This is a genomic window from Kistimonas ophiarachnellae (assembly GCF_057552235.1).
Genome location: NZ_BAAJPA010000007.1, coordinates 140,190 through 165,035, shown reverse-complemented (window position 1 = coordinate 165,035; position 24,846 = coordinate 140,190). Strand labels below are relative to the sequence as shown.

At 53.3% G+C, this 24,846-nt stretch carries 20 protein-coding genes; 10 read left to right on the top strand and 10 right to left on the bottom strand.

The genetic code is table 11. The features are described 5' to 3' along the window. Positions 1-74: 74 nt before the first annotated feature. Positions 75-2,348 carry a class 1a ribonucleoside-diphosphate reductase subunit alpha gene (gene nrdA, locus AC27K1_RS10885; RefSeq protein WP_487150514.1) on the bottom strand — a complete coding sequence of 758 codons (2,274 nt, stop codon included), beginning with the start codon at positions 2,346-2,348 and terminating at the stop codon, positions 75-77. A gap of 60 nt (positions 2,349-2,408) precedes the next feature. Continuing rightward, complete coding sequence (locus AC27K1_RS10880; RefSeq protein WP_487150513.1) at positions 2,409-2,534, bottom strand: hypothetical protein; 126 nt, start codon at positions 2,532-2,534, stop codon at positions 2,409-2,411. Positions 2,535-3,173: 639 nt separating this feature from the next. Here AC27K1_RS10880 and AC27K1_RS10875 point away from each other — a divergent pair. Both AC27K1_RS10875 and AC27K1_RS10870 read left to right on the top strand, forming a co-directional pair. Beyond that, positions 3,174-3,893 (top strand): winged helix-turn-helix domain-containing protein, encoded by a 720-nt coding sequence (locus AC27K1_RS10875; protein WP_487150511.1) that lies wholly within the window; start codon positions 3,174-3,176, stop codon positions 3,891-3,893. 8 nt (positions 3,894-3,901) lie between these two features. Continuing rightward, the gene (locus AC27K1_RS10870; RefSeq protein ID WP_487150510.1) at positions 3,902-5,491 is read left to right on the top strand and encodes an ATP-binding protein; all 1,590 of its coding nucleotides are present in this window, start codon (positions 3,902-3,904) and stop codon (positions 5,489-5,491) included. A gap of 209 nt (positions 5,492-5,700) precedes the next feature. Here the strand turns inward: AC27K1_RS10870 and AC27K1_RS10865 are convergent, their stop codons facing one another. After that, on the bottom strand, positions 5,701-6,642 hold the full coding sequence (locus AC27K1_RS10865) for a LysR family transcriptional regulator (protein ID WP_487150508.1): 942 nt from the start codon (positions 6,640-6,642) through the stop codon (positions 5,701-5,703). Positions 6,643-6,787: 145 nt separating this feature from the next. On the opposite strand from AC27K1_RS10865, the gene metE reads away from it, so the two are divergent. Next, positions 6,788-9,094 carry a 5-methyltetrahydropteroyltriglutamate--homocysteine S-methyltransferase gene (metE, locus tag AC27K1_RS10860; protein WP_487150506.1) on the top strand — a complete coding sequence of 769 codons (2,307 nt, stop codon included), beginning with the start codon at positions 6,788-6,790 and terminating at the stop codon, positions 9,092-9,094. A gap of 18 nt (positions 9,095-9,112) precedes the next feature. Here the strand turns inward: metE and glpD are convergent, their stop codons facing one another. Further along, positions 9,113-10,663 carry a glycerol-3-phosphate dehydrogenase gene (glpD, locus tag AC27K1_RS10855; RefSeq protein WP_487150505.1) on the bottom strand — a complete coding sequence of 517 codons (1,551 nt, stop codon included), beginning with the start codon at positions 10,661-10,663 and terminating at the stop codon, positions 9,113-9,115. Positions 10,664-10,797: 134 nt separating this feature from the next. Beyond that, positions 10,798-11,556, bottom strand: coding sequence for a DeoR family transcriptional regulator (locus AC27K1_RS10850; RefSeq protein WP_487150504.1), 759 nt, complete (start codon positions 11,554-11,556; stop codon positions 10,798-10,800). A 148-nt stretch (positions 11,557-11,704) separates the two neighbouring features. Here AC27K1_RS10850 and AC27K1_RS10845 point away from each other — a divergent pair, with 148 nt between their 5' ends. Beyond that, positions 11,705-12,526, top strand: coding sequence for a M48 family metallopeptidase (locus tag AC27K1_RS10845; protein WP_487150502.1), 822 nt, complete (start codon positions 11,705-11,707; stop codon positions 12,524-12,526). Positions 12,527-12,535: 9 nt separating this feature from the next. Here AC27K1_RS10845 and AC27K1_RS10840 read toward each other — a convergent pair whose 3' ends face one another. After that, positions 12,536-13,570, bottom strand: a complete 1,035-nt coding sequence (locus AC27K1_RS10840; protein ID WP_487150500.1) for an ABC transporter ATP-binding protein — start codon at positions 13,568-13,570, stop codon at positions 12,536-12,538. Between the two features lie 396 nt (positions 13,571-13,966). Here AC27K1_RS10840 and AC27K1_RS10835 point away from each other — a divergent pair, with 396 nt between their 5' ends. The 5 genes from AC27K1_RS10835 (at position 13,967) to AC27K1_RS10815 (ending at position 18,742) form a co-directional block, all read left to right on the top strand. Further along, complete coding sequence (locus tag AC27K1_RS10835) at positions 13,967-15,277, top strand: MFS transporter (protein WP_487150498.1); 1,311 nt, start codon at positions 13,967-13,969, stop codon at positions 15,275-15,277. Positions 15,278-15,325: 48 nt separating this feature from the next. Then, positions 15,326-15,682 carry a Grx4 family monothiol glutaredoxin gene (grxD, locus tag AC27K1_RS10830; RefSeq protein ID WP_487150496.1) on the top strand — a complete coding sequence of 119 codons (357 nt, stop codon included), beginning with the start codon at positions 15,326-15,328 and terminating at the stop codon, positions 15,680-15,682. Positions 15,683-15,962: 280 nt separating this feature from the next. Continuing rightward, positions 15,963-16,565 (top strand): peroxiredoxin, encoded by a 603-nt coding sequence (locus AC27K1_RS10825; RefSeq protein ID WP_487150494.1) that lies wholly within the window; start codon positions 15,963-15,965, stop codon positions 16,563-16,565. A 387-nt stretch (positions 16,566-16,952) separates the two neighbouring features. After that, positions 16,953-17,531 (top strand): hypothetical protein, encoded by a 579-nt coding sequence (locus AC27K1_RS10820; protein ID WP_487150492.1) that lies wholly within the window; start codon positions 16,953-16,955, stop codon positions 17,529-17,531. A 269-nt stretch (positions 17,532-17,800) separates the two neighbouring features. Beyond that, positions 17,801-18,742 (top strand): hypothetical protein, encoded by a 942-nt coding sequence (locus AC27K1_RS10815; RefSeq protein WP_487150490.1) that lies wholly within the window; start codon positions 17,801-17,803, stop codon positions 18,740-18,742. A 298-nt stretch (positions 18,743-19,040) separates the two neighbouring features. On the opposite strand, the gene AC27K1_RS10810 is transcribed toward AC27K1_RS10815, so the two are convergent. The 3 genes from AC27K1_RS10810 to pyrC all read right to left on the bottom strand — a co-directional run bounded on the left by AC27K1_RS10810 (position 19,041) and on the right by pyrC (position 22,523). Further along, positions 19,041-20,366, bottom strand: a complete 1,326-nt coding sequence (locus AC27K1_RS10810; protein ID WP_487150488.1) for a Na+/H+ antiporter family protein — start codon at positions 20,364-20,366, stop codon at positions 19,041-19,043. Positions 20,367-20,764: 398 nt separating this feature from the next. After that, positions 20,765-21,367, bottom strand: coding sequence for a ribonuclease T (rnt, locus tag AC27K1_RS10805; RefSeq protein WP_345194172.1), 603 nt, complete (start codon positions 21,365-21,367; stop codon positions 20,765-20,767). A gap of 115 nt (positions 21,368-21,482) precedes the next feature. Continuing rightward, entirely contained in the window at positions 21,483-22,523 is a 1,041-nt protein-coding gene (gene pyrC / locus AC27K1_RS10800) for a dihydroorotase (protein WP_487150486.1), read from the bottom strand. Between the two features lie 298 nt (positions 22,524-22,821). Between pyrC and AC27K1_RS10795 the strand changes: the two genes are divergently transcribed. Continuing rightward, positions 22,822-24,039 (top strand): argininosuccinate synthase, encoded by a 1,218-nt coding sequence (locus tag AC27K1_RS10795; protein WP_487150484.1) that lies wholly within the window; start codon positions 22,822-22,824, stop codon positions 24,037-24,039. 55 nt (positions 24,040-24,094) lie between these two features. Here AC27K1_RS10795 and gloA read toward each other — a convergent pair whose 3' ends face one another. Further along, positions 24,095-24,499: a lactoylglutathione lyase gene (gene gloA, locus AC27K1_RS10790; RefSeq protein WP_487150482.1), complete on the bottom strand. Its 405-nt coding sequence runs from the start codon at positions 24,497-24,499 to the stop codon at positions 24,095-24,097. Positions 24,500-24,846: the final 347 nt, after the last annotated feature.

Sequence of the window (24,846 nt, the reverse complement as noted above, 5' to 3'; positions counted from 1 at the left end):
GAAGTCAGTTGTCTTGTCGGTCAGTGGCTGTCGCCTTGCGGGCGACAGCCGTTGTTTTTGTTACGGTGCGATCATCAGATCTTGCAGGCGCCGCCTGCGCAGCCGTCGTCGTCTTCCTTGTGGTTCTCGTCACTCGCACCGTCACGGGTGTTGTGATAGTACAGGGTTTTGACGCCGAGTTTATAGGCTGTCAGCAGATCTTTGAGCAGCAGTTTCATCGGGACTTTGCCCCCTTCGAAACGGCTGGGATCGTAGTTGGTATTGGCCGAGATGGTCTGGTCGATGAATTTCTGCATGATGGCGACCAGCTGCAGGTAACCGTCGTTGCCGTTGATATCCCAGAGCAGCTCGTAGTTATGACGCAGGCGCTCGTATTCCGGTACCACCTGCTTGAGGATACCGTCCTTGCTGGCTTTGACGCTGACAAACCCGCGAGGCGGTTCAATACCGTTGGTGGCATTGGAAATCTGGGACGAGGTTTCGGATGGCATCAGTGCGGTCAGCGTGGAGTTGCGCAGGCCATGGGCCTTGATGGATTCACGCAGGGCTTCCCAGTCGCAGTGCAGGGCTTCGTCGCAAATGCCGTTGACGTCATCCTTATAGGTGTCGATTGGCAGGATACCCTGGCTGTAGGTGGTTTCGTTGAATTTCGGGCAGGCACCCTGTTCCTGGGCCAGACGGTTGGAGGCTTTCAGCAGGTAGTACTGAATGGCTTCGAAGGTCTTGTGGGTCAGGCCGTTGGCGGAACCGTCGGAGTAGCGGACGCCGTGCCTGGCCAGGTAATAGGCGTAGTTGATGACGCCGACACCCAGGGGTCTGCGACCCATGGTTGAGGTGCGAGCGGCTTCCACCGGGTAGTCCTGGTAATCCAGCAGGCTGTCCAGGGCGCGGACGATCAGGTCGGCCAGGTCTTCCAGCTCATCCAGGTTGTCCACTTTGCCCAGGTTAAAGGCGGCGAGGGTGCACAGCGCGATTTCGCCGTCAGGGTCGTTGATATCTTTCAGCGGCTTGGTAGGCAGCGCGATTTCCAGGCAGAGGTTGCTCTGGCGCACCGGTGCCACGGCCGGGTTGAACGGGCTGTGGGTGTTGCAGTGATCGACGTTCTGCAGGTAGATGCGACCGGTACCCGCACGCTCCTGGGCGAACAGGGAGAACAGCTCCATCGCTTTCAGGGTCTTTTTGCGAATCGACGGATCCTGTTCGTACTGGACGTACAGGGCTTCAAACTTTTCCTGGTCCGCGAAGAAGGCATCGTAGAGGCCGGGTGCATCGCTGGGTGAGAACAGGGTGATGTTGCCGCCCTGAATCAGGCGCTGATACATCAGGCGGTTCATCTGGACGCCGTAGTCAATATGGCGCACCCGGTTCTCTTCCACGCCGCGGTTGTTTTTCAGTACCAGCAGGTTTTCCACTTCGTAGTGCCAGAGCGGGTAGAACAGGGTGGCGGCGCCACCGCGCACACCGCCCTGGGAGCAGGATTTCACGGCAGTCTGGAAATACTTGTAGAACGGAATACAGCCGGTATGGAACGCTTCGCCGCCGCGGATCGGGCTGCCAATGGCGCGGATGTTACCGGCATTGATGCCGATACCGGCACGCTGGCTGACATATTTCACAATGGCGCTGGCGGTGGCGTTGATGGAATCCAGTGAGTCGCCGCACTCAATCAGGACGCAGGAGCTGAACTGGCGGGTCGGGGTGCGCACGCCGGACATGATCGGGGTCGGCAGTGACAGCTTGAAGGTGGACACCGCATCGTAGAAACGCTGAATGTAAGCCATCCGGGTATCTTTCGGATAGCCGGAGAACAGGCAGGCGCCAATCAGCATATAAAGGAACTGCGGGCTCTCAAAGTATTCGCCGGTGACCCGGTTCTGCACCAGATACTTGCCTTCCAGCTGCTTGACGGCGGCATAGCTGAAGTCCATGTCGCGGTTGTGATCCAGGAAGCTGTCCATGGCGTCGAACTCTTCCCGGGTGTAGTCCAGCAGCAACTGGTTGTCGTATTTTTTCAGTTCCACCAGGCGGACGACATGATCGTAGAGTGCCGGCGGCTCAAACTGGCCGAACGCTTTCTTGCGCAGATGGAAGATGGCCAGGCGGGCGGCCAGGTACTGGTAGTCGGGGGTTTCCCGGGAAATCAGGTCAGCGGCGGATTTGATCAGAGTCTCATGAATGTCTACCGTCTGGATACCATCGTAGAACTGGATATGGGATTTCAGCTCGACCTGGGAGACGGAGACATTGTCCAGCCCTTCGGCAGCCCAGGCGATCACGCGGTGGATTTTATCGAGATCCAGCCGGTCCTTTTGTCCGTTACGCTTGGTGACCTGAAGATTTTTGTTCATGAAGCCCTGTACCTGTGATCACTATATCTTGTGGTGCCTGAAATGTGGTGGTAAGCAAACTTAATGCCTGTCAGACGTCTGTTTGCGGGCACCGGCGACCTGTTGTGTGCTGTTTCGATGGCGCAGAAACGCCGCACTGACGACCGGGTTAGCCCCGGGCGGGTCAGTGGTTAGTGGTTCATGCATGGAACCCCTCCCTGGTTTTTGACACACTGCGCAAGACCTTGTTGCTCTACTTATTTCTGGTCTGGTGTCATCCTTGCCGGCCGAGAGCCGTTTTGCAGGATCTACAACATATTGGGTAATTGAAACGTATAAACACAAGATAAAGCGGTATGGCCAAGTTTTCAAGTTGGGTCATACCCGCGGGGACTGTGAATAAGGTGTGAGTAATCCCGAGAGGGTTAGTGGTCGCACACGCAAGAATTTCGATTCCAGCGATGCTCGTTGAGGGTTGAGCCAGTGTACAACCCGGGTCTTCAGCAGCACTATATTTTTTTTCAATCAACGTTTGTTCAGGGATAGATTTTTTCTTTAATTCAGGTTTCAGGCGGCTCCACTATATCTTGTGGTGGGTGTCAATGATTTTTGTTGAGGTGGATGTGGCGTTTCGTGGTTACCGGGTACAAGGAAAGCATGGGCATCGAATTGTTACAGAGGGTGACGAAGGCTGTTCTGGTTACAGATTGCAACAGTCATTATCATAAGGCATCGGTAAGCTATGCCTATCGTAATGTTGCAGGGGCCGCTGACGCCGGACGTCAGTATTGTCACTGGACAGGCACCTGTTTAGCCGGTTTAGACCAACTGCTAGTGGAAACGATTGTGGAAAATGCCGACTCCGGACGCATTCTCATTGTTGAGGATGATGAGCGTCTTGCCGCTTTAACCAAGGAATACCTGGAAAACAACGGGATGTCTGCTGCCATCGAGGGTGATGGCGCCAGGGCAGTTGCCCGTATCCTGGAGGAACAACCGGACCTGGTGGTGCTGGATCTGATGCTGCCGGGTGAGGATGGTGTCTCTATCTGTCGCCGGGTACGGCCAGAATACCGCGGCCCGATCCTGATGCTGACCGCCAGGACCGATGATCTTGATGAAGTGCTCGGGCTGGAAATGGGGGCGGATGACTATGTCGCCAAGCCGGTGCGTCCGCGGGTGTTGCTGGCCCGGATTCGTGCCCTGATGCGCCGCCGGCTTCCCGCTGTCGAGAAAACGGAAGAAACCGGTGTTATTCGCCTGACCTTCGGCAACCTGGTCGTGGACAGCGCCATGCGTGAAGCCTGGCTGGAAAACCAGAGTGTTGACCTCACCAGTGCTGAATTCGATCTGCTCTGGCTGCTCTGCTCCAATGCCGGGCGCGTATTGAGCCGGGAAGAGATCTTCGAAAAACTCCGCGGCATCGAATACGACGGCCAGGATCGCTCCATTGATGTGCGCGTTTCCCGCATCCGTCCCAAAATTGGTGACGATCCCATGCATCCCCGGTTGATTAAAACCGTCCGCTCCAAAGGCTATCTGTTTGTCAAAACCGGTACGGACTGAGTCATCTTGTGAGCAGTATATTCCTTCGCATATACGGTGGCCTGCTGTTTACGCTGGTGCTGGTCGCCGTCCTGTCAGGTATGGCGCTGACCATTATTAATGGTGTCAGGCTACAGGATTACCGGGAAAGCACGGCCCAGGGCACGTTCGGGATGATGGCCTGGCAACTGGATCGGTTGGAGCCGACACAGTGGAACGCCAGGTTGATGGACTGGGGGCAGCGACTGGGGATTCCGCTGGAGGTCATGCCAGATGATCAGTCAGGTCTCAGTCAGCGTATGCTGGATCGGTTGTCCGGTGGTCGCGCCATTGTCGAATCCAATAGTGATGACAGCTTTCTGGTGTTCTCCCGCATTAACAAGCAGACATTACTCGTCGGTACGGTGACGGACCTGACCGAACAGTTGGCCTCGGGTAACGCCACGCTGACCCGTAACTGGTTGCAGTCATTCCCGGCGGCCGAGCGGAAGCAGGTACTGTCAGACTTGGGCCAGCGCCTGTTCAAGTACCCATTGACGCTGTTGGAACCGCTGGTTGCAGGTCTGGAGCCTCGTCAGTTGGCATTGTTGCGTACCGGTTATCCGCTGGTGATGTTTAATCCCAATGGACGAACCATGACCATGTATGTCGGCATGGATGACGACTCCCGTGTGCTGCGCATGGGGCCTGTGGAGTTGCTGGATCTTTACCCGTTCCGCCTGCTGGCCACCATCGGTCTGTTCATGTTGGCGTCGATGAGTATTGCCATTTATGTCCTGGTGCGTGGTCTGGAACGTCGGTTGCGCAAGATGGAAGAGGCGGCTACCCAGATATCCAGGGGCAACCTGGATGTCAGGGTGAAGATGCATGGCTCCGATTCCATCGGTCAGCTGGCATTGGCTTTTAATGGCATGGCCAGTCATATCCAGCGATTGCTGAGTATCCAGAAAGAAATGATCCGTGGCGTGTCCCACGAACTGCGCACCCCGGTGGCACGGCTCCGTTTTGCCCTTGAAATGGTGGCTGATGCAGAAACACCGTCTGAGCGGGAGCAGTATATCAACGGGATGGATCACGACATCGAAGAGCTGGACAAGCTCGTTGATGAGATTCTGACCTACGCCAACCTGGAGCAGGGAACCCCGGTTATCCGCTATGAACGGGCTGATGTGGATCATATTGTGGCGCAGGTGGTTGAAGAACATCGTCGTCTGCAAACCCGAATCACTATCGAACATGTGCCGTGCAAGGCGCTGGAGCACCGTCGCCGGATTGATGTGGACAAACGTTATATCCACCGGGCCATCCAGAACCTGGTCGGTAATGCCTGCCGCTATGCGGAATCGACGATCAGGGTGAGTTTCAGTGTCAGCCATGACAGCTGTCGTGTGGATGTTGAAGATGATGGCCCGGGCATTCCAGAAGAGCAGCGCGACCGGGTGTTCACTGCATTTGCACGACTGGATGACAGCCGCACCCGCGCTTCAGGCGGTTATGGCCTGGGTCTGTCGATTGTGCGTCGCATCATGAACTGGCATAACGGTCAGGCCATGGTGGGCAAAAGTGAGGCATTGGGCGGGGCGCGTTTCAGTTTGGTCTGGCCCAGGCGACAGGCATGATGGAAAAATCATTCTGTCGTCTGATGGTCAATTGTAAAGATTCATTTGTTTACGCCGCTGCTATGGCATAACGCATGCGTATTTGACATGATTGACAACGCAGCTTTGTCAGATTAGTCAAGGATGCAAGTGAGGTTGTAGTTGGAATTTTATTCCTGATTATTGTTCTTGTCTTGGGCCCACCGTTTGGTGGGTCTTTTTTTTTTTTTTTATCCGCTGACAGCGTCTGCTTCAGGCAGTGGTCTGCGAATCTGTGGCAATGTCTTGAAACAGGTGGCTTTGGCCGTTTTGAGAAAATCTGCCATGAATGGCATATCCCGCTGCTCTTCCCGAATAGCCGCGTAAAGCGTGGACCACAAGCCTTTCTCGCCCAGTTTCAGTGCCTTTATGTATCCTTGCTCCAGGTATTCATGCATAGCCCAGTTGGGCAGTGCGCAGACGCCCCGGTTGCTGACCACGAGCTGAACCATCATGACGGTCAATTCCGTGAGGCGGATGCTGGCAGGCTCGGCATTCGCCGGATCCAGGAATTGTCGGAAGATATCCAAACGTTGCCGTTCGACGGGGTAGGTGATCAGAACTTCCGGCGCCAGCTGTTCAGGGCGTATGCAGGCCTGTCGGGCCAGGGGGTGGCGATTACTCACCGCCAGCAGCATTTCGTAGCGAAACAGGGGCTCGTAGTGGATGCCGGGCAATTCGTCAGGATCTGAAGTTACAACGAGATCAAGATCGCCGCGGGTCAGCGCCGGCAGGGGCGTGAAATTAAAGCCGCTGGCCAGATCCAGTTCGACTTCCGGCCAGTGGTCACGGAATTTGTCCAGCGTTGGCATTAGCCATTGGTAACAGCTGTGGCACTCAATGGCCATATGCAGCCGGCCTGATTGCCCACCTGCCAGTCGGGCAAGATCCCGTTCCGTATTCCGAACCGTAGGCAGGATGTCATCTGCCAGTTGTAACAGCCTGAGGCCTGCCGTGGTGAAGCGAAGCGGTCGGGTTTTGCGGATAAACAACGCCTGCCCGAGCCGTGCTTCCAGGTCCTTAACCTGGTGAGAGAGGGCTGACTGGGTCAGGTGTACCCGTTCGGCGGCTTCGACCAGGCTGCCGCATTCGCGCAGGGCTTCGAGGGTTTTCAGGTGGCGGATTTCAATCATGACTATTAGAAATTCTCATTGTTATGTTTAGAAATATGAGATTGATTCAATTTTAACCGGCTTCCAGAATACGACTCAACCGGTCAGGAGTGACCCGGTACACATAACAACCAGAAATCGACAGACGAGCGTGGGAGTTACAGGAATGACGATTGCACATGTGCCCGGTTTTCCCCGGATGGGCGCACAACGAGAATTAAAGCGTGCGGTAGAAGCCTATTGGGCTGGCAAGATGGATCAGGCGGAACTGATGGCGGCGGGTCAGGCCATGCGTGCCACAAACTGGCAGCAGCAACAGGCTGCAGGTCTTGATGTTGTGACCGTGGGCGACTTTGCCTGGTATGACCATGTGCTGAATCATTCCATGATGTTTGGCGCCATTCCGGCGCGTTTTGGTGATAGCGATGTGGCGTCAGCTTCTTCCCTGGATACGATGTTTCGTATGGCGCGGGGACGGGCGCCGAGCGGTCAGCCGGCGCCGGCCTGTGAAATGACCAAATGGTTCGATACCAACTATCACTACATTGTGCCTGAATTTACCGCTGACCAGACGTTCTCGCTGGATACGGAAAACCTGTTTGCGGAAATCGCCGAGGCGCAGGCTGCGGGGTATCAGGTCAAACCGGTCTTAATCGGCCCTGTCACTTACCTTTGGTTGGGCAAAGAGAAAGGCGAGGCCTTTGACCGGTTAACCCTGTTGCCGGATTTGTTGGCTGTCTATGCTGAATTGTTGCATCGCCTGGAGACGCTCGATGTCGAGTGGGTTCAGATGGATGAGCCGGCGCTGGTGCTGGATCTCCCGCCAGAGTGGCAGCAGGCCTATGAATCTGCCTATAACCGGCTTCAGGGAGCGGGCTGCAAGACGTTGCTGACCACCTATTTCGGGCATCTGGATGACAACCTGGGTCTGGCGGTTAACCTGCCGGTGGATGGGCTGCATATTGATGTCGTGCGGGCGCCAGAACAACTGGATGCCGTTCTTGACCGCCTGCCGGCCTATAAGGTTCTGTCGCTGGGCGTGGTGAATGGTCGTAATGTCTGGCGTAATGACCTGCGGGTTTCTCTGACCTTGTTGGAACGAGCTTATCAGCGTATTGGCGAACGGCTCTGGGTGTCTGCCAGTTGTTCGTTGCTGCACAGTCCTGTTGACCTGACGCTTGAAACCGAACTGGATGGTGAAGTCAAAAACTGGCTGGCGTTCAGTGTGCAGAAGCTGCATGAGATTGCTGCCCTGGGACGTCTGGTAGAGGGCAATGGGCGTGATGAAGACCACTTGTTATTGGACGCCAGCAATGCTGCCCAGGCAGCGCGCGCCGATGCCCGGCGTATCCATGATCAGCAGGTGCAGCAGCGGGTGAGCCAGATAACGTCGGCAATGTGTGAGCGTCGTTCGGCCTATGATAAGCGTGCCAGGGCGCAGCATGATCGGTTTGGTTTGCCGCTGTATCCGACAACGACTATCGGCTCCTTTCCCCAGACAGCGGAAATTCGGACGAATCGTAACCGCTTCCGTAAGGGGGAGTTGGATGAAAGCGCGTATGTCCGTTTGATGGAGGAGGAAATTGCCTCCGTTATTGCCCGACAGGAGGCGTTGGGGCTGGATGTGCTCGTCCATGGTGAGGCCGAACGGAATGACATGGTCGAATACTTTGGTGAGCAATTGGAAGGCTTTGCCTTTACCCGCAACGGCTGGGTGCAGAGTTATGGCTCTCGCTGCGTTAAACCGCCCATCATTGTCGGAGATATCTATCGCAACGGGCCAATGACCGTGGAATGGACGACATTTGCCCAATCCTGCACCGAAAAACCCGTCAAGGGCATGCTGACAGGGCCGGTCACAATCCTTTGCTGGTCATTCCCTCGGGAGGATGTGTCGCGAGAGACGTCCTGTCGGCAGCTGGCGCTGGCATTGCGTGATGAGGTGCTGGATCTGGAGCGTGCTGGCATCGGTATTATCCAGATTGATGAACCTGCGATCCGGGAAGGTTTGCCATTACGGCGTGCAGAGTGGCAGGCTTATCTTGGCTGGGCGGTGGACTGCTTCCGGATTGCGGCGTCTGGTGTGGATGACCATACGCAGATTCATACCCATATGTGTTATAGCGAGTTCAACGACATTATCGAAGCGATTGCAGCCATGGATGCGGATGTCATTACGATCGAGACCTCCCGCTCTGACATGGAGTTGCTGGATGTGTTCAAGGACTTTGCCTATCCCAATGAAATCGGGCCGGGTGTCTATGATATTCATTCACCGAATGTGCCCAATGCCGAGTGGATGCGGGAACTACTGCATAAAGCGGAGGAGCGGATTCCCGCCCGGAGATTATGGGTTAACCCGGACTGCGGCCTGAAAACACGGCAGTGGCCAGAGGTCGAGCAGGCTCTGGCACAGATGGTTTCCGTTGCCCAGACCCTGCGAGAGGAACATGAGGTGATAGAGGCGGTTTGATGGTGTCACTGAAACCGGTCAGGAGGCCGGTTTCAGTGCGTCATAGGGCACGGCCTTATGCCCTGCGAGGTATTGGCTTAAACGATTCACCTGGGTTGCCGGCATTTCCATGCCGGTCTTGGTTCGACGCCAGAGAATATCGTCAGCCGTCACCGCCCATTCCTGTTCAACCAGGTAGTCGACTTCCCGGGCATATAAACCATTGCCAAAGTGTTCCCCCAGGTCTTCCAGGCACTGGCTGTGCTGGAGCAGGTCTTTGCTGCGCGAACCATAGGTGCCAAGGTAGCGCAGACGCATTGATTCGGGTAGCCAGGGATAGGTTTCAGCAAGTTCACTGGCACTGGTTTCGATATCAGCGCATTCACCACCGGGCAGTGGTGATTCAGCCGTCCACGCAGGTTTCAGGCCAGGGAACCATGGCGACAGCTTCTTCAGTGCTGCCTCGGCTAATTTCCGGTAGGTGGTCAGCTTGCCGCCAAAGACGTTAAGCAAAGGCGCATTGCCGTTTTTATCGCTGACGGTCAGCGTATAGTCCCGTGTGATAGCGGATGGGTCGCTGGATTCATCGTTACACAGCGGACGCACGCCGGAGAAGGTGTGAACAATATCGGCTTTGGTCAATTGCTGACGGAAACTGTCGTTGACCAGGGTGAGAAGATACTGGATTTCATCTTCAGAAATGGCTGCTTGTGCAGGATCCCCTTCGTACTCCATATCCGTTGTACCAATGATGGAATACTTATCCAGCCACGGGATCACAAACACAATGCGACGATCCTTGTTTTGCACGATATAGGCATGGGGCTGATCATGCAGTCTGGGAACAACGATATGGCTGCCCTTGATCATGCGAATGCCGTATTCCGGCTGTAAATGCAGCTGGTTTTCTATGACGTTGGCCACCCACGGGCCGGCAGCATTGACCAGGCTCCTGGCGTAATACAGGACGATTTCCCCGGTATCCCGGGTCAGCTCTATTTGCCAGCAGGGGTTAGCGCCCTCAAGGCGTTTGGCGCCCGTGCAGCGGGTCCGGACCAGGATTTGGGCCCCTTTTTCCCGGGCGGCAATCGCATTACAGATGACTAACCGGGCATCATCGACCCAGCAGTCCGAGTATTCAAACGTGGTTTTGAAGGCTGGTTTCAGCGGTGAGCTTTCGTCCAGTTTGACGGTGCGGCAGCCGGGCAGGACTTCCCGGCGAGCCAGGGTGTCGTAAAGAAAGAGGCCGCAGCGAATCATCCATGCAGGGCGCAGATGAGGCGCATGGGGGAGCTGGAAACGCATGGGTTGCACCAGGTGGGGGGCACTTTTCAACACCACTTCCCGTTCCCTTAATGCTTCACGAACCAGCCTGAATTCATAATGCTCCAGGTAGCGCAGGCCGCCATGAATCAGTTTGCTGCTGGTTGACGAGGTAGCAGAGGCCAGATCGGCCTGCTCACAGAGCAAGACATTTAACCCTCGCCCCGCCGCATCGCGGGCGATACCAACGCCGTTGATGCCACCGCCAATGATGACCATATCCAGAGGGTTTTCAGCCGTTATTCCCGGTTGCTCGACAGCCTGCATGGTTAGATTCCGTTTTCGAATTAGAAAATGTTGTGTTCATAAACGAAAATAATATGTTCATTTTAGAATTTGTGAGTGAAAACTCAATCGTTTCTGAACAATAAATAACGAAAACGGAACAGGGAGCCGGGTAATCAGTCTGCCAGGGTCAGTTGGACGCTATGTTCTTCCAGCAGCTGGCAGATGGCGGTTGAGGGTTTGCTGTCAGTAAACACGCGGTGAAAGCGAGTGATGGTGTCCAGCCGAACAACCGCGTTTCGACCAAACTTGGAATGATCCGCTGCCAGGAACAGCTGCCGGGAGTTGTTCATAATGGCGCGGGAAACATGGACTTCCTGGTAATCGAAGTCCAGCAGGGAGCCATCCTCGTCAATCCCGCTGATGCCGAGGATGCCAAAATCCACCTTGAACTGTTCGATGAAATCCTCGGTGGCCTGGCCGACCAGGCCACCATCTCCCCGGACGGTGCCGCCGGTCAGCAGGATATCAAAATCATCTTTCTGGCTGAGAATCGTGGCAACATGGATATTATTGGTAATGACCCTGAGGCCGCGGTGTTCCAGCAATGCCTGGGCGATGGCTTCGGTGGTGGTGCCGATATTGATGAACAGGGAGCAGTGGTTCGGGATAGCGGCCGCTACGGCAGCGGCGATCCGCTGTTTTTGATTGGAGGACTGGGCGACCCGGTCATTGTAATCGGTGTTCTGGATAGACGAATCAATCCCTGCGCCACCGTGATAACGTTTCAGTTTTCCCTCGTTGGCGAGCTGATTGATATCCCGGCGGATAGTTTGCGGTGTGACACGAAAATGCTGGGCCAGTTCGTCAATGGTGGCGTAGCCACTGCCGGTGATGTGGTCGAGAATGGCGGTGCGGCGGTCGAAATGGTCCATACGGGTGTTTCATTTCCGGTCAGGTGTGGCGTGGATTCTGCCCGGCAGGGGGCTGAGCTTCATGGTAGCATTACTGCCATCGAATAAATAACTGTCGCATGTGATGATGAGAATGCAGGCAATAAGTGAATGTGTCAGGGGTCAGGGCATGACAATCAAAACAGTGTTGGCAGGTTTGCTGTTATCGGTGCTGGTGGGTTGCCAGACGATTAATACGACCGGCAGCGGTGTGGTGGGTGTTCAGCGGGAACAGCGGATGTTTGCCCTGCTCAGCGCTGAGCAGGTGGATACCATGTCGGCAACGGCATACCACAATACCATCAAGGCAGCGGGGGGTAAGAAAACCCTGAATACGGATGATGCGACCCTTAAACGGCTGCGCCGCATTGCCGCCAACCTGGTGGATGAAACCCGGGCGTTTCGGGTCGATGCCCAGCAGTGGCAGTGGGAAGTGAACGTAATCCAGAGTGACATGATGAATGCCAGCTGCATGCCGGGCGGTAAAATCCTGTTCTATAGCGGTATTATCGATAGGCTCAAGCTGACCGATGATGAAATTGCCGCCATCATGGGGCATGAAATGGCCCACGCACTGCGTGAACATGGTCGTGAGGCCATGTCCGAAGCCTATGCCGTTGAACTTGGCAGGGGGGCGGTCGGTGCACTGCTGGGGCTGGATGACAATGTGATGGGGCTGGCAAACAATGTTGTCCAGTATGCCCTGACATTGCCCAACAGTCGGGAGAAAGAAGCAGAAGCGGATATCATCGGACTCGAACTGATGGCCCGTGCCGGCTACCATCCGCAGGCCGCTATCACGCTCTGGCAGAAAATGGCGCAGCAGGGGGGCGATCGGTCGCCAGAGTTTATGAGCACCCATCCGGCGACAGAAACACGCATTGCCGGTCTTCGCCACTATTTACCGAAGGTGCTGCCGCTTTACCACCAGGCCCGTAATTATTCATCCTGATTACAGTCGTCAGTCAGCGAGGTATGCCGACAGGGATGCCTCGTTGAGGCTGAGGCCCGTTTCATCGCCATTGTTCAGTGACGTTTCTCCCGTAACCGTAACCATGATGACCTGGCCGGAAGGCAGCTCAATGTGAAGCAGGGTATGGCTGCCCAGGAATGTGCGTCGAATGACCCGTCCCCTGTAATCACTGCGGCTTTCCAGCGTCAGGTTGTCCGGGCGAACAAGGACTTCGACAGTACGGTTATCAGGGTAGATCGGGTGGTTTTTTACGATTCCCAGCTCGGTTTGTATGCGATCCCCCATCACTCTGCCGGGGATCAGGCAACCCTCACCAATGAAGCGGGCAGTAAAGGCGGTTGCTGGTGAGTCATAGAGGTTCTCAGGTGTATCCCACTGCAACAGCTTGCCGTTGTGCATGACGCCGATCTGGTCGGCAAAGGAAAAGGCTTCATCCTGGTCGTGGGTGACCAGGATCGCGCTGATTTGTGCTTCCAGGAGAATATCACGCACTTCCCTGGCCAGGCTGGTGCGCAGTTCGGCATCCAGGTTGGAAAAGGGTTCGTCCAGCAGTAACAGGCGGGGTTCAGGGGCAAGGGCCCGGGCCAGGGCAACCCGTTGCTGCTGGCCACCGGACAGTTCATGGGGGTAGCGTTTGGCCATGGATGCGAGGCCGGTCAAATTCAGTAAACGGTCCACCCTTTCTCTGCAATTTGCCTTCCTGTGAATGCCGAAGGCGATGTTGTCGCGGATTGTCAGGTGAGGGAACAAGGCATAATCCTGAAAGACCATACCCAGGTGGCGCTTTTCCGGTGGAACCTGGAACCCGGGCGTCGACAGGGCGGTTCCCGCGAGCAGAATGCTGCCTGATGTGATCCTTTCAAAACCGGCAATGGCACGCAGGGTCGTGGTTTTACCACAACCGCTTGGACCCAGCAGGCAGGCTGCCTCACCTTTTTCGATGGTGAAACTGACTTCATCAACCGCTGCCTGGGTACCGTAATGGCAGGATAGGCTGTCAACTGTGAGCAGGTGTGGTGTCATGAATTCCCGTTACTTGGTTGCACGCCCGGTGCGGGTAGTGGCATAGGGTCACCCCTGACAGGTGGTGGATGTTGATGGTAATCGGCAGGTGGATGGATGGCAATTCACCTGCGTGAAAACGCCGTCAGGCGATGGGTTGGAGTCTCAAGGCAACCAACGTGTTCATCGTGTTGCAGGTTTAGTTTTTCGCGTTATTGTTTGACGGCATTTAAGACTGTTTAAGCTTATACCTTTTTTGTCTGTGGCTGATTGCGAATGCGTGAATATACTTACCTGTGCTGCATGTTTTGCTTATTGATTATCGCTTGACACGTAGTGGGTTGCAGGCGCCCGGATGTGATATCCGGATACCCTGTTAAGCACCAATGTAAGTTGTTCGCACGTTGGGGTGTGAAGATGACTGGCAAGAGAGCGGGCTGGCGTGCTGCGGTGGTATGTGGCACAGCCTCACTGTTTTGTTTCCTTCAGTTCATGTTGCAGGGCGCACCGGGAATGTTTGTACCGGCCTTGATGGATGATCTCTCCATCTCTCCCGCCCAGATCGGTTTTATATCCAGCGCTTTCGTCTGTACCTATATGATTTGTCAGGTTCCTGCGGGGCTGGCCATTGATCGATGGGGGGCCAGGTGGGCGATGTTTCTGTCATTGTTGGCGATTGCCCTTGGCTGCCTGCTGTTTGCCTGGTCCGAGACCTGGGAAATGGCCGTGCTGGGTAGAATGCTGATGGGTATTGCCGCAGCGGCGGGGATTACGGGATGTATGTACCTGGCGGGCAACTGGTATCCTGCCGCGTGGTTTCCTCTGATCGCTGGGTTCATTGAAATGGTGGCGATGCTGGGCGGGGGAGCCGGCAGTGTGATGCTGGAAACGTATGATGGGCAGTGGCGATCCGCGTTTCTTGATATGGGCATGATCGCGGCTGTGATTGCTGTTGCCATCGTTTTCCTGGTCAGGGACCGGCCTGCCTTTGCCTCCAACCCCGTGGCCAGCAGCGATGACAGTGATCCCCGGGCGCTGGGACTGGTCGATACGCTGGGCAAGTTACTCCATGTGCCCGTATTCTGGATCTGCGCATTCTACGGCGGTGTGATCTATGCCCTGATCAGCAGTTTTGCCCAGCTCTGGTGTATTCCTTATCTCAACAGCCTTTATCCGGAATGCCAGCGTGAGGTCGCAGAGGGAACCGCCTTGATCTTCCTGGGGCTGGCGGTGGGAACGCCCATGTGCGGCATGATGGCCAGTCTGACCGGCAAGAACAAACCGGTGCTGGTGGGCGGTGCTGTCCTGGTGGCTGTGGCCATGTGGGTTGTGATGTACCGGCCTTTGTCGTTGCTGGGGATGTCTGCCATTCTGTTTTTCCTGGGGCTGGCTTCGGGGTCTTATGCGCTGGTCTATGGGGCTGTACGTAACATTGTCTGCAGTCGCATCCGGGCAACCGCCATTGCCTTGTTGAATGCCCTGATGCTGCTGGGCTCCCCCCTGTTCCAACCGGTGTCCGGCTGGTTGCTGGATCGGGCGCTGGCCAGCCAGGGAGCATTGGACATTACGTCTTACCAGGTGGCCATGCTGCCGTTGCTCGGCTGCATGGTGCTGTCCATTCCGTTATGTTTGCTGATCAGCGAGCAGCGGCCAAAGCGGCCTGCCCGGCGATTGCGGCATGCCCATGTCTGGATTGTCAGAGGGAAGTGGTTGAACTGTATCCGCTGATGAAGGTTATAATTCGCGCTGTTTTATATCCAAGACCAGAGGTGATACATGTCAGAGGACGTGATTGAACAGATTAAGCAGCAGATAGCCGAGAATGATGTCCTGCTGTACATGAAAGGATCTCCGAGAATGCCCCAGTGTGGCTTTTCTTCCCGCGCTGTTCAGGTTCTGATCGCCTGTGGTGAGAAATTCGCGTATGTGGATATTCTGGCTAACCCGGAAATTCGTGCGAATCTTCCGAAATACGCTAACTGGCCAACCTTCCCACAGCTGTGGATCAAGGGAGAGCTGGTCGGTGGCAGTGATATCCTGGTGGATTTATATGAAAAGGGTGAGCTGCAGACACTGATCAAGGCTGCCGTACAGGGCGAGTCAGAAGCCTCTGACAACGCAGGGCAACAGTAGTTTTTGTCTGTGACCGGTTATCCCTGCGGGATGACCGGTTTTTTTAAAACCATTGGTTTCCTTTCCGTTTTGCCTCTCTTGTTTCTCTCTGTTTTTTCATTCCATCGCTATTGATCGCTGATTACATTTTTCTATCAGGCATAGATAAAATTTCTATCAGGATTTCGGGTGTCGGCGGTAGGCGATCTTCGGTGCAGGGTATATGATGTAGATCATTTGTCCCGGTCGGATAGGGGTAATCCTTGTCTGTCCAGTTGATCAATACTGATGGAGAAACTCAATGGGCGTATTGGTAGGTAAGAAAGCACCTGACTTCACTGTTCCTGCAGTTCTGGCTGACGGCTCGATTGTCGACGAGTATAACTTTGCAGAAGCCATCAAGGGCAAGTACGGCCTAGTGTTCTTCTATCCGCTGGATTTCACCTTTGTCTGCCCTTCCGAGCTGATCGCGCTGGATCACCGTATTGAGCAGTTCAAGGAAAAGGGTGTTGAAGTGGTTGGTGTTTCCATCGACTCCCACTTCAGCCACAACGCATGGCGTAATACCCCGGTCGACAAAGGCGGTATCGGTCAGGTGGGTTACACGCTGGCAGCCGACATGCGCCATGACATTGCCAAAGCCTATGATGTTGAATCCGAAGGTGGTGTAGCGTTCCGCGGGGCTTTCCTGATCGACAAGGAAGGCACTGTTCGCGCCCAGATCGTGAACGACCTGCCTCTGGGGCGTAACATTGACGAGCTGCTGCGTCTGGTTGACGCCCTGCAGTTCCACGAAGAGCACGGCGAAGTTTGCCCGGCTAACTGGGAAAAAGGCAAGAAAGGCATGCAGGCTAATCCGAATGGTGTTGCTGCTTACTTGTCTGAGAATGCTGACGAACTGTAATTGTCAGCGGATGAGACATTAATCTTAAAAAAGCCCCGCAGTGCGGGGTTTTTTGTTGTTTTTGGCGTCATGATTAATAGGGGGCTTTTTTATTTTCTGATTTGTGTGTTTGTTGTTCTGTCTGAATTGGTCATTAAAATTAATCTGCTACGTCTTCTGGCAGGTAGAGTTGTTCGCTGAATGTATTGGTTTGATGTGGGTTTTACGATGGCTTGTTCCTGTTTATTGCCTCGGCTGTTTTCTGTTGGTTTTGAGCGAGTGGGTTTCTTTGCCAGCAATTAGTGACACTCTTGTTTGGTTATTTGTTAAATATGGCGAACTTTTTGTGGGGTTGTTGGTCAGAGTGATTAACTGTAATTACCGTTATTAATTGCAGGATTTTAGTGAGTGTTATTAATAACCAGTTGTGGGAGTTTTATTGCTATGATGGAAAAAACATTTAATCAATTGATGGCTATCGGTTTACTCGTGGGGCTGAGTTTTGGTATTTCAGCAGAAATGATTGAAATGCATGATGTGCCAGCGTCTAATTCAACGGTTGAGTATTCAGGTATTGCTATCAGTGATGTCAATATTCATGGTGAAGGTACAACGGCTCATGTGAAACCTGGTGAAACCATTGGTGTGCATGCACATTATGAGTGGCGTTGGGCAAGAGAGCAGGGCAGTATCGTTCAGATCATTGTCGGTATTCATGGTGAAGGTGCCCAGGCTACTATTGCTAATGGATTTGTTAAAGGTGGGCGCTACTTTGATCACCATCCTCTCTATTTCAGAGGTCAATGGATCGATATCACGGAGAAGGATGTTAATTTTGTGATCGTTGCACCTGACAAGCCGGGTTCTTATGAAGTACGCTTCCGGTATGCGCAGGCCTATTTACCCCACGAGGCAGTTGCTGACTGGTGGTCTGTTGATCAGGCGCCTACAGAGAAAGCGACCATAGGTAAGATTATCGTAGAATAAATAATTACGCGTACGATATTGATTTATTCTTTCTTAACTTGCAGCTAATTATGAATGTTAGTTAAGGTTGGTTTTTTGAGCCCTTGGTAAAGGGCTTTTTTATTGGCTTGATTTGAGTTTGATTTTTTTTGTTGGTATTTAAATGCTTTTTCTGGTTCTTTATTAAGGTGGGAGTAATTGGTTATGCTTTTTATGTTAAAGTAAAATATCACGTTTTAAATCAATAAAGAGTTGTAGTCTTTAAGTTTTTTTCAATAAGGAAGCGTCATATGGAATCTTTAGCCTCTTATGGAAAGAGCGTGTCTGGTTCGTCAAGTCAAGAGTTGGCCGCAACAGGTGGTGATGTAGAGTGGTCATCTAAATCAGTTAAGAAGATTTCTGATGGACTATTTACATATATGAAAGAACCAGGTCATTTTTATGTGATGGAAAGGGTCGATGATGATGGGCAGTGTCAATGGGAAAAGTACAGACGCCAACAAACTCAAGTTTGTAATCAGGTAGTTGTACGGCTCGCTATGGCCAAACACAAAGTTCAGCAGCCCGGTTCGTCACTTCTCCCATACAAAAAAGATGAACTGGTTTATCAAACGAGAGAGCCTATAGGCCTGTTTGAAAAATGTTTAAAATATTATCATCATGATGATGTAGATGTGTGGTGTGCCTATGTATCAACGATAGATGTCAATAGGAAGTTCAGATATGACGATGAACAAGGCGGTAAATCCGTTGAAATGGCTGTTGCGGTTCTAACGCACAAAAATGCACCATTTCAGATGCATCTGGGTATTCATAGATGTCCTGAGCACATATTAGGAGAGGATAGTATTCGACATGGATACATTTCCGTGGATTTGCATAGGTTTTCGGCTTATGTAATGAGAAAGTTTATAGATGAAGGGAAACAGTTTGTCATCACTTCTCCTCTGAAGGTTATGGTAAAACGTTTCAAAGAATGCCTTGATGCTTCCAGCTATCAGGAAGGGTGTAATTTTGAGGGGAGTTTTATTAAAGTGCCTGCGGGGCTTAATTTTGAGATTGTTTCTGGTTATAAATTATTACTGTTAAATTCTGATGGTTCTGGCGATGTGATTTTTAAAGTTGATTCGTTAGATGGAATAAAAGATCACGGTTGGTTTTTTTATAATATTCGTCACGAAAGTTACTTTGTTATCAAGGTTGATGATGTTGCAAAGTTGCCAGGTTCTTAAATTGTCTTTCACGAGTACCGGTCATGCATTATAGATGTTGATGGTGCTATTGTAAGATGAATTCAGCGATAACTTGGTCGTGCATTTCGGTAGGGCGCTAATGACAGATTGTCTTTTCTGGTTAGTTGCATTGAATCAAATTTGGCAGATTCTCATATGTTATTTCCAGAATATGTATCCTGTATACAGAAAATGTTCTCAAGATCAATCATCATGCTTTATCAACGATCCCTGTTAATTGACATCTCAGGGATCGTTGATAAGCATTATCCTCCTCAGCTGGAGGATGGTGCCCCTGTTAGAGGATCATTGCAGCGACCCAGCCAAACGCCAGCAGTGGCAGGTTGTAGTGGATGAATGTCGGGATGACAGAATCCCGAATGTGGTCGTGCTGACCATCAGCATTCAAGCCGGCAGTGGGGCCGATGGTGGAATCGGATGCCGGTGAACCGGCATCACCCAGTGCGCCGGATGTGCCTACCAGCGCAGCAACGGCCAGTGGCGAGAAACCAAGGGAAAGGCCAAGTGGTACGTACAGGGTTGCAATGATCGGTACGGTCGAAAAGGATGAGCCGATGCCCATGGTAACCAGCAGACCAACCAGCAGCATCATGAACGCAGCCAGTCCTTTATTTCCCTGAATCATCTCGCCGATAGCGCTCACCAACTGAGGTACGGCGCCAGTGGTTCTGAGCACCTCAGAAAAACCGGCGGCAGTAATCATGATAAAGCCGCAGAAGGCCATCATTTTCATGCCCTGTACAAACACGTCATCCGCTGAGCGCCAGCAGATAACACCGCCAATCACCAGTGTCATACAGCCGACCAGGGCGCCAAGGCTCATGGAACCGGTTTGAAGTTGTGCGGTCAGAGCCAGCGCGACGGCGAGTCCTGTAATCAGCGCATTTTTTCTGGATACCTGGGGTACGGTCTGGGCACCGGAAGCTGTTTTTTCATCAATGCGGTAGGTTCTTGGTTTGCGATAGGTAATGAATACAGCGGCAAGCATACCCAGAAACATGCCGACAACCGGAATGATCATGGCGCTGGACATGGAGAAACCGGTCGTGTCGAGGCCGTTGGTTTTCAGGTTGGCCGCCAGGATCTCATTCAGATAGATATTGCCGAAACCGACCGGGAACAGCATATAGGTAGCCGTCAGGCCGAAGGTGATCACACAGGCGACTTGACGGCGATCCAGCTGCATTTTGCTGAAAGCGCTCAGCAGGGGCGGAATCAGGATCGGTATAAAAGCGATGTGGACGGGAATCAGGTTCTGGGAGGCGATTGCCATCAGCATGATGCTGCCCAGCAGGCCAAGCTTGATCAGGCGAGGGTTGCCTTTTTCCTTTGCCTTATCCATCTGCGTTATGATGCTGCCAGCCAGGGCTTCCGGAATACCGGAGCGGGAGATCGCCATGGCAAAGGCGCCGAGTAAGGCGTAGCTCAGGGCGATGCTGGCGCCGCCACCCAGTCCTGCGCCAAAGGCGGACAGGGTTTCTTCCAGGTTAAGTCCACCGGTCAGGCCGCCGGCCAATGCGCCCAGGAAAAGGGCCAGAATTACGTTCACGCGCATCAGGCTCAACGCGAGCATGATGACCACCGCAACAATCACTGCGTTCATGGGTCAAACCTTCAGGTCTTAAATGTTTGGGTTGCCGCCGTGTGTTTAATTATGCATCAGCTTATGCGATGACACGGACAGAATGACTGTCGGAAGCTGTCAGAATAGATAACAGAATCCGGTTGAAACGTTGGTTTCAGTGATGATGGTGGTGCAGGTGGGAATGATGCAGGCAGGCAGAGCAGACAGATTCAGAAGTGACCGTTGGTAGTGAGCAGTATGAGTCAAAGAGTATTAGCATCTTATTGTCTCGGTAATAGTGTATCTGGGCTGAGCTGCGTCTGCAGTTGCTGGAAAAATAACCTGAACGGCGGCAGCTCTGCAAGGGTTTTGTCAGAATTTTTTGAGGGAGAAAACGCTCTGGCACGGGGCTCAGAGCGTTCGGGTGAGAAGGGGGGTCAGTCGTTCCAGCCGCCCAGCTCTTTCCAGCGGTTTACGATGGTGCAGAACAGTTCGGCGGTTTTCCGGGTGTCATACCGGGCGGAGTGCGCTTCGTTTTTGTCGAAGCGAATACCGGCCACATCACAGGCGCGGGCCAAAACGGTCTGACCATAGGCAAGGCCTGAAAGCGTTGCCGTATCAAAGCAGGAGAACGGATGGAACGGGTTTCGCTTGATGTCATTTCGTTCTGCGCAGGCGTTGACAAAGCCCAGGTCGAACGTGGCGTTATGGCCCACCAGAATGGCACGTGAACAGCCATACCGTTTAACGGCCTTGCGCACAGACTTGAAGATGTTGGTCAGTGCTTCCTGTTCCGGATGCGCAATGCGCAACGGATGGAAAGGGTCGATCCCGATGAATTCAATCGCTGCCTTCTCAATGTTGGCGCCGTCAAACGGTTTCACGTGATAGGCGATTTCATCTTCTGGCATGACATAGCCGTTTTCGTCCATACCAATGGTAATGGCGGCTATTTCCAGCAGGGCATCGGTCTTGGCGTTAAAGCCGCCGGTCTCTACATCAATGACGACGGGTAGGAAACCACGGAAGCGGTCTGCCATTTGGGAATGTGAACGGTTGTATTCCTCGTTACTCACACCAATGCCTTAATTGTTAACTGAGAGAGCCGGACTGTCTTAAGACAGTCCGGAGGTACTGCATTGTTTGACGCTATGTCTAAACGTTTTCCACCATCCAGTGTAACTGCTCACCTGCCTTCAGGGGAACGACTTCCTCGTCGCCCAGTGGCAGGGAGGCGGGTACATCCACGGTCTGTCTGACCAGGGTGATGGTATCGGTATTGCGTGGCAGTCCGTAGAAGTCAGCGCCGTAATGGCTGCTGAACGCTTCAAGGCGATCCAGCGCATTCATGGATTCAAAGGCCTCGGCATAAAACGCCATGGCGCCGAAGGCGGAGAAGCAACCGGCGCAGCCGCAGCTGCTTTCCTTGGCACCTTTGGCATGCGGCGCAGAGTCTGTGCCAAGGAAGAACTTGGAGCTGCCGCTGGTGGCGGCCTGCAACAAGGCTTCCTGATGGATGTTGCGCTTCAGGATAGGCAGGCAGTAAAAATGCGGTTTAATACCGCCAACCAGCATGTGGTTACGGTTATAGAGCAAATGCTGAGGCGTAATGGTAGCCGCAATGTTATCAGAGGCACCCGCGACAAACTGGGCAGCTTCCTTTGTGGTGATGTGTTCCATGACCACTTTCAATTCCGGGTAACGATCAACCAGCGGCATCAGGTGGCGGTCAATAAACACCTTTTCCCGGTCAAAGATATCGATGTGATTCTCAGTGACTTCGCCGTGCACCAGCAATGGCAGATTGTTTTCAATCATTGCTTCAAGCGCAGGAAAGATTTTTTCCAGGGACGTGACGCCGGAATCGGAGTTGGTCGTGGCACCGGCCGGATACAGTTTCAGAGCATACACATCGCCCATGGCTTTTGCTTCGCTGACAATGGCCGCTGTGGTGTTGTCAGTGAGATAGAGTGTCATCAATGGCTGGAATGCACTACCCGCAGGGATTTGCTCGATGATACGTGCTTTGTACTCGGCCGCCTGTTGCGCGGTGGTGACCGGTGGACGCAGGTTGGGCATGATAATCGCGCGCCCGAAATCCCTGGCGCTGGCCGCCACGGTCTCTTTCAGAACCTTGCCGTCACGCAGGTGAAGGTGAAAATCATCCGGGCGGGTAATCTGCAATCGTTCTGTCATTGACGCAAAAGCCTGTCTCTGAAGCCGTTGGGGGCGGGTAACTGGTCGGCGAATCTTACCCGAAGCATCGCCTGAAAGGTATACAGGGTTAACCGGTTGGTTAGTACGGGCCGGTGAATCCGGGGCTGGTTTTGTTCAAATACGGTGGGAGTGGGTGAAAAGCTGCGGTAAATATCGCTGAAATAGCGGCTTTCCCGCGACAGGCTCTATGCTTTCAGGCGGAGAGCGGGGTAGAATGGCCGCCCCGACGCAGAGAATTACAACGTTTAAACGAGAAGTCGATCGGAGTCAGTCTTTAATGAAAGATATCAGCAAGGTTGTACTCGCTTACTCAGGAGGTCTTGATACCTCTGTGATAGCGAAGTGGCTTGAGGATACCTACCACTGTGAAGTGGTCACCTTCACGGCCGACCTGGGCCAGGGTGAAGAGGTAGAACCTGCACGTGCTAAAGCCGAAGCCCTCGGCATCCGAGAAATCTACATTGAAGACCTGCGAGAAGAGTTCGTCCGAGACTATGTTTTCCCCATGTTCCGGGCGAACACCATCTATGAAGGGGAATACCTGCTGGGCACGTCCATTGCCCGTCCTTTGATTGCCAAGCGTCTGGTTGAGATTGCCAGTGAAACCGGTGCGGATGCCATTTCCCACGGTGCGACGGGTAAGGGGAATGACCAGGTGCGGTTCGAGCTGGGCGCCTATGCGCTCAAGCCCGGTATCCAGGTGATTGCTCCCTGGCGGGAATGGGATCTGAATTCCCGTGAAAAGCTGCTGGCCTATTGTGATCGCCATGGTATTGCCGTGGAGCGTAAGAAAGGTAAATCACCGTATTCCATGGATGCCAACCTCCTGCATATCTCCTATGAAGGTGGCATTCTGGAAGATCCCTGGGCGGAGCCGGAAGAGGATATGTGGCGCTGGAGTGTCTCGCCGGAGGCTGCGCCAGATTCACCATTGTACCTGGAGTTGACATACCGTAACGGCGATATCGTTGCCATTGATGGTAATGACATGACGCCGGCTGAAGTGCTGGCTTACCTGAACAAGGTGGGTGGTGAACATGGTGTGGGCAGAACCGATATTGTTGAGAACCGTTATGTCGGCATGAAGGCCCGGGGCTGTTATGAGACGCCCGGAGGTACCATCATGTTGAAGGCACACAGGGCGATTGAGTCCATTACGCTGGATCGTGAAGTCGCGCACCTGAAAGATGAGCTGATGCCGCGCTACGCCAAGCTGATCTATAACGGTTACTGGTGGTCGCCGGAGCGTCGCATGTTGCAGAAAATGATTGATGAATCCCAGATCAATGTCAGTGGTCGGGTTCGGATCAAGCTGTATAAAGGCAATATCACGGTTGTTGGCAGGGAGTCAGACCAGTCTCTGTTTGATGAAAGTATCGCGACATTTGAAGACGATGCCGGTGCGTATGATCAGGCGGATGCAGCAGGCTTCATCAAACTCAATGCATTGCGTTTGCGCATTGCAGCGGGTAAGGGTAGAAACCTGTTGGATTGATGTTGTTTGTGTCTAAGTAAAAAAGGCCCGTTCAAGGGCCTTTTCTATTGTCCGTTCAACCTAATCCTTGCCCTGCATGGGTCATCTGGATCAGTTCGATCTTGTAACCATCCGGATCTTCAACAAAAGCGATCTCGGTTTTTCCGCCCTTAACCGGACCCGGTTCCCGGGTGATATTGCCGCCGGCGGCGCGGATCGCTTCGCAGGTGCCGTACAGGTCATCGACACCGATGGCAATATGGCCAAAGGCGTTACCGTGATCGTAGCTCCCGGTGCCCCAGTTATAGGTCAGCTCAATCACCGCGCCCTGGCTTTCGTCGCCATAGCCCAGAAAGGCCAGGGTGTACTGGTACTCCGCGTTTTCCGACTGGCGGATCAGCTGCATCTTCAGCACATCCCGGTAGAAGGCAATGGAGCGGTCAAGGTCACCGACCCGCAGCATAGTATGCAGTACTCTCATCAGGTTTTCTCAATGTCAGATATTATGGCGGGAATTGTACAGGGGTAAGTGTAACTCCGGTATCGGTTTGCCAGTAGGCAGCGATTTATTGTTGGATTCGTTGTAATTGGTTTGTTTGGTTAACCACTATGTTAGTGCGCCTGATATGAAATCAATGTGTCATAGATTATTGATTGTTGCTGTCCTGCTATTTTGAGCCACATGTTGTTCTTTTAATGGTCAAGATAATAGCAATCAAGTTATCTCTTCCTCTCTTTTCCACGTTGGAGGTATCTGTGATACGTCGTTCGCGGACATGCAGTGAAGCATTGTCAGATTTTTTCTGTTGTGTTCTAGCAGTCATAACG

Bases quoted from the DNA above. Each gene is read 5' to 3' on its own strand.
- nrdA (WP_487150514.1), bottom strand. From the start codon at position 2,348: ATGAACAAAAATCTTCAGGTCACCAAGCGTAACGGACAAAAGGACCGG.
- AC27K1_RS10880 (WP_487150513.1), bottom strand. From the start codon at position 2,534: ATGCATGAACCACTAACCACTGACCCGCCCGGGGCTAACCCGGTCGTC.
- AC27K1_RS10865 (WP_487150508.1), bottom strand. From the start codon at position 6,642: ATGATTGAAATCCGCCACCTGAAAACCCTCGAAGCCCTGCGCGAATGC.
- metE (WP_487150506.1), top strand. From the start codon at position 6,788: ATGACGATTGCACATGTGCCCGGTTTTCCCCGGATGGGCGCACAACGA.
- glpD (WP_487150505.1), bottom strand. From the start codon at position 10,663: ATGCAGGCTGTCGAGCAACCGGGAATAACGGCTGAAAACCCTCTGGAT.
- AC27K1_RS10850 (WP_487150504.1), bottom strand. From the start codon at position 11,556: ATGGACCATTTCGACCGCCGCACCGCCATTCTCGACCACATCACCGGC.
- AC27K1_RS10845 (WP_487150502.1), top strand. From the start codon at position 11,705: ATGACAATCAAAACAGTGTTGGCAGGTTTGCTGTTATCGGTGCTGGTG.
- AC27K1_RS10840 (WP_487150500.1), bottom strand. From the start codon at position 13,570: ATGACACCACACCTGCTCACAGTTGACAGCCTATCCTGCCATTACGGT.
- AC27K1_RS10835 (WP_487150498.1), top strand. From the start codon at position 13,967: ATGACTGGCAAGAGAGCGGGCTGGCGTGCTGCGGTGGTATGTGGCACA.
- grxD (WP_487150496.1), top strand. From the start codon at position 15,326: ATGTCAGAGGACGTGATTGAACAGATTAAGCAGCAGATAGCCGAGAAT.
- AC27K1_RS10825 (WP_487150494.1), top strand. From the start codon at position 15,963: ATGGGCGTATTGGTAGGTAAGAAAGCACCTGACTTCACTGTTCCTGCA.
- AC27K1_RS10815 (WP_487150490.1), top strand. From the start codon at position 17,801: ATGGAATCTTTAGCCTCTTATGGAAAGAGCGTGTCTGGTTCGTCAAGT.
- AC27K1_RS10810 (WP_487150488.1), bottom strand. From the start codon at position 20,366: ATGAACGCAGTGATTGTTGCGGTGGTCATCATGCTCGCGTTGAGCCTG.
- rnt (WP_345194172.1), bottom strand. From the start codon at position 21,367: ATGGCAGACCGCTTCCGTGGTTTCCTACCCGTCGTCATTGATGTAGAG.
- pyrC (WP_487150486.1), bottom strand. From the start codon at position 22,523: ATGACAGAACGATTGCAGATTACCCGCCCGGATGATTTTCACCTTCAC.
- AC27K1_RS10795 (WP_487150484.1), top strand. From the start codon at position 22,822: ATGAAAGATATCAGCAAGGTTGTACTCGCTTACTCAGGAGGTCTTGAT.
- gloA (WP_487150482.1), bottom strand. From the start codon at position 24,499: ATGAGAGTACTGCATACTATGCTGCGGGTCGGTGACCTTGACCGCTCC.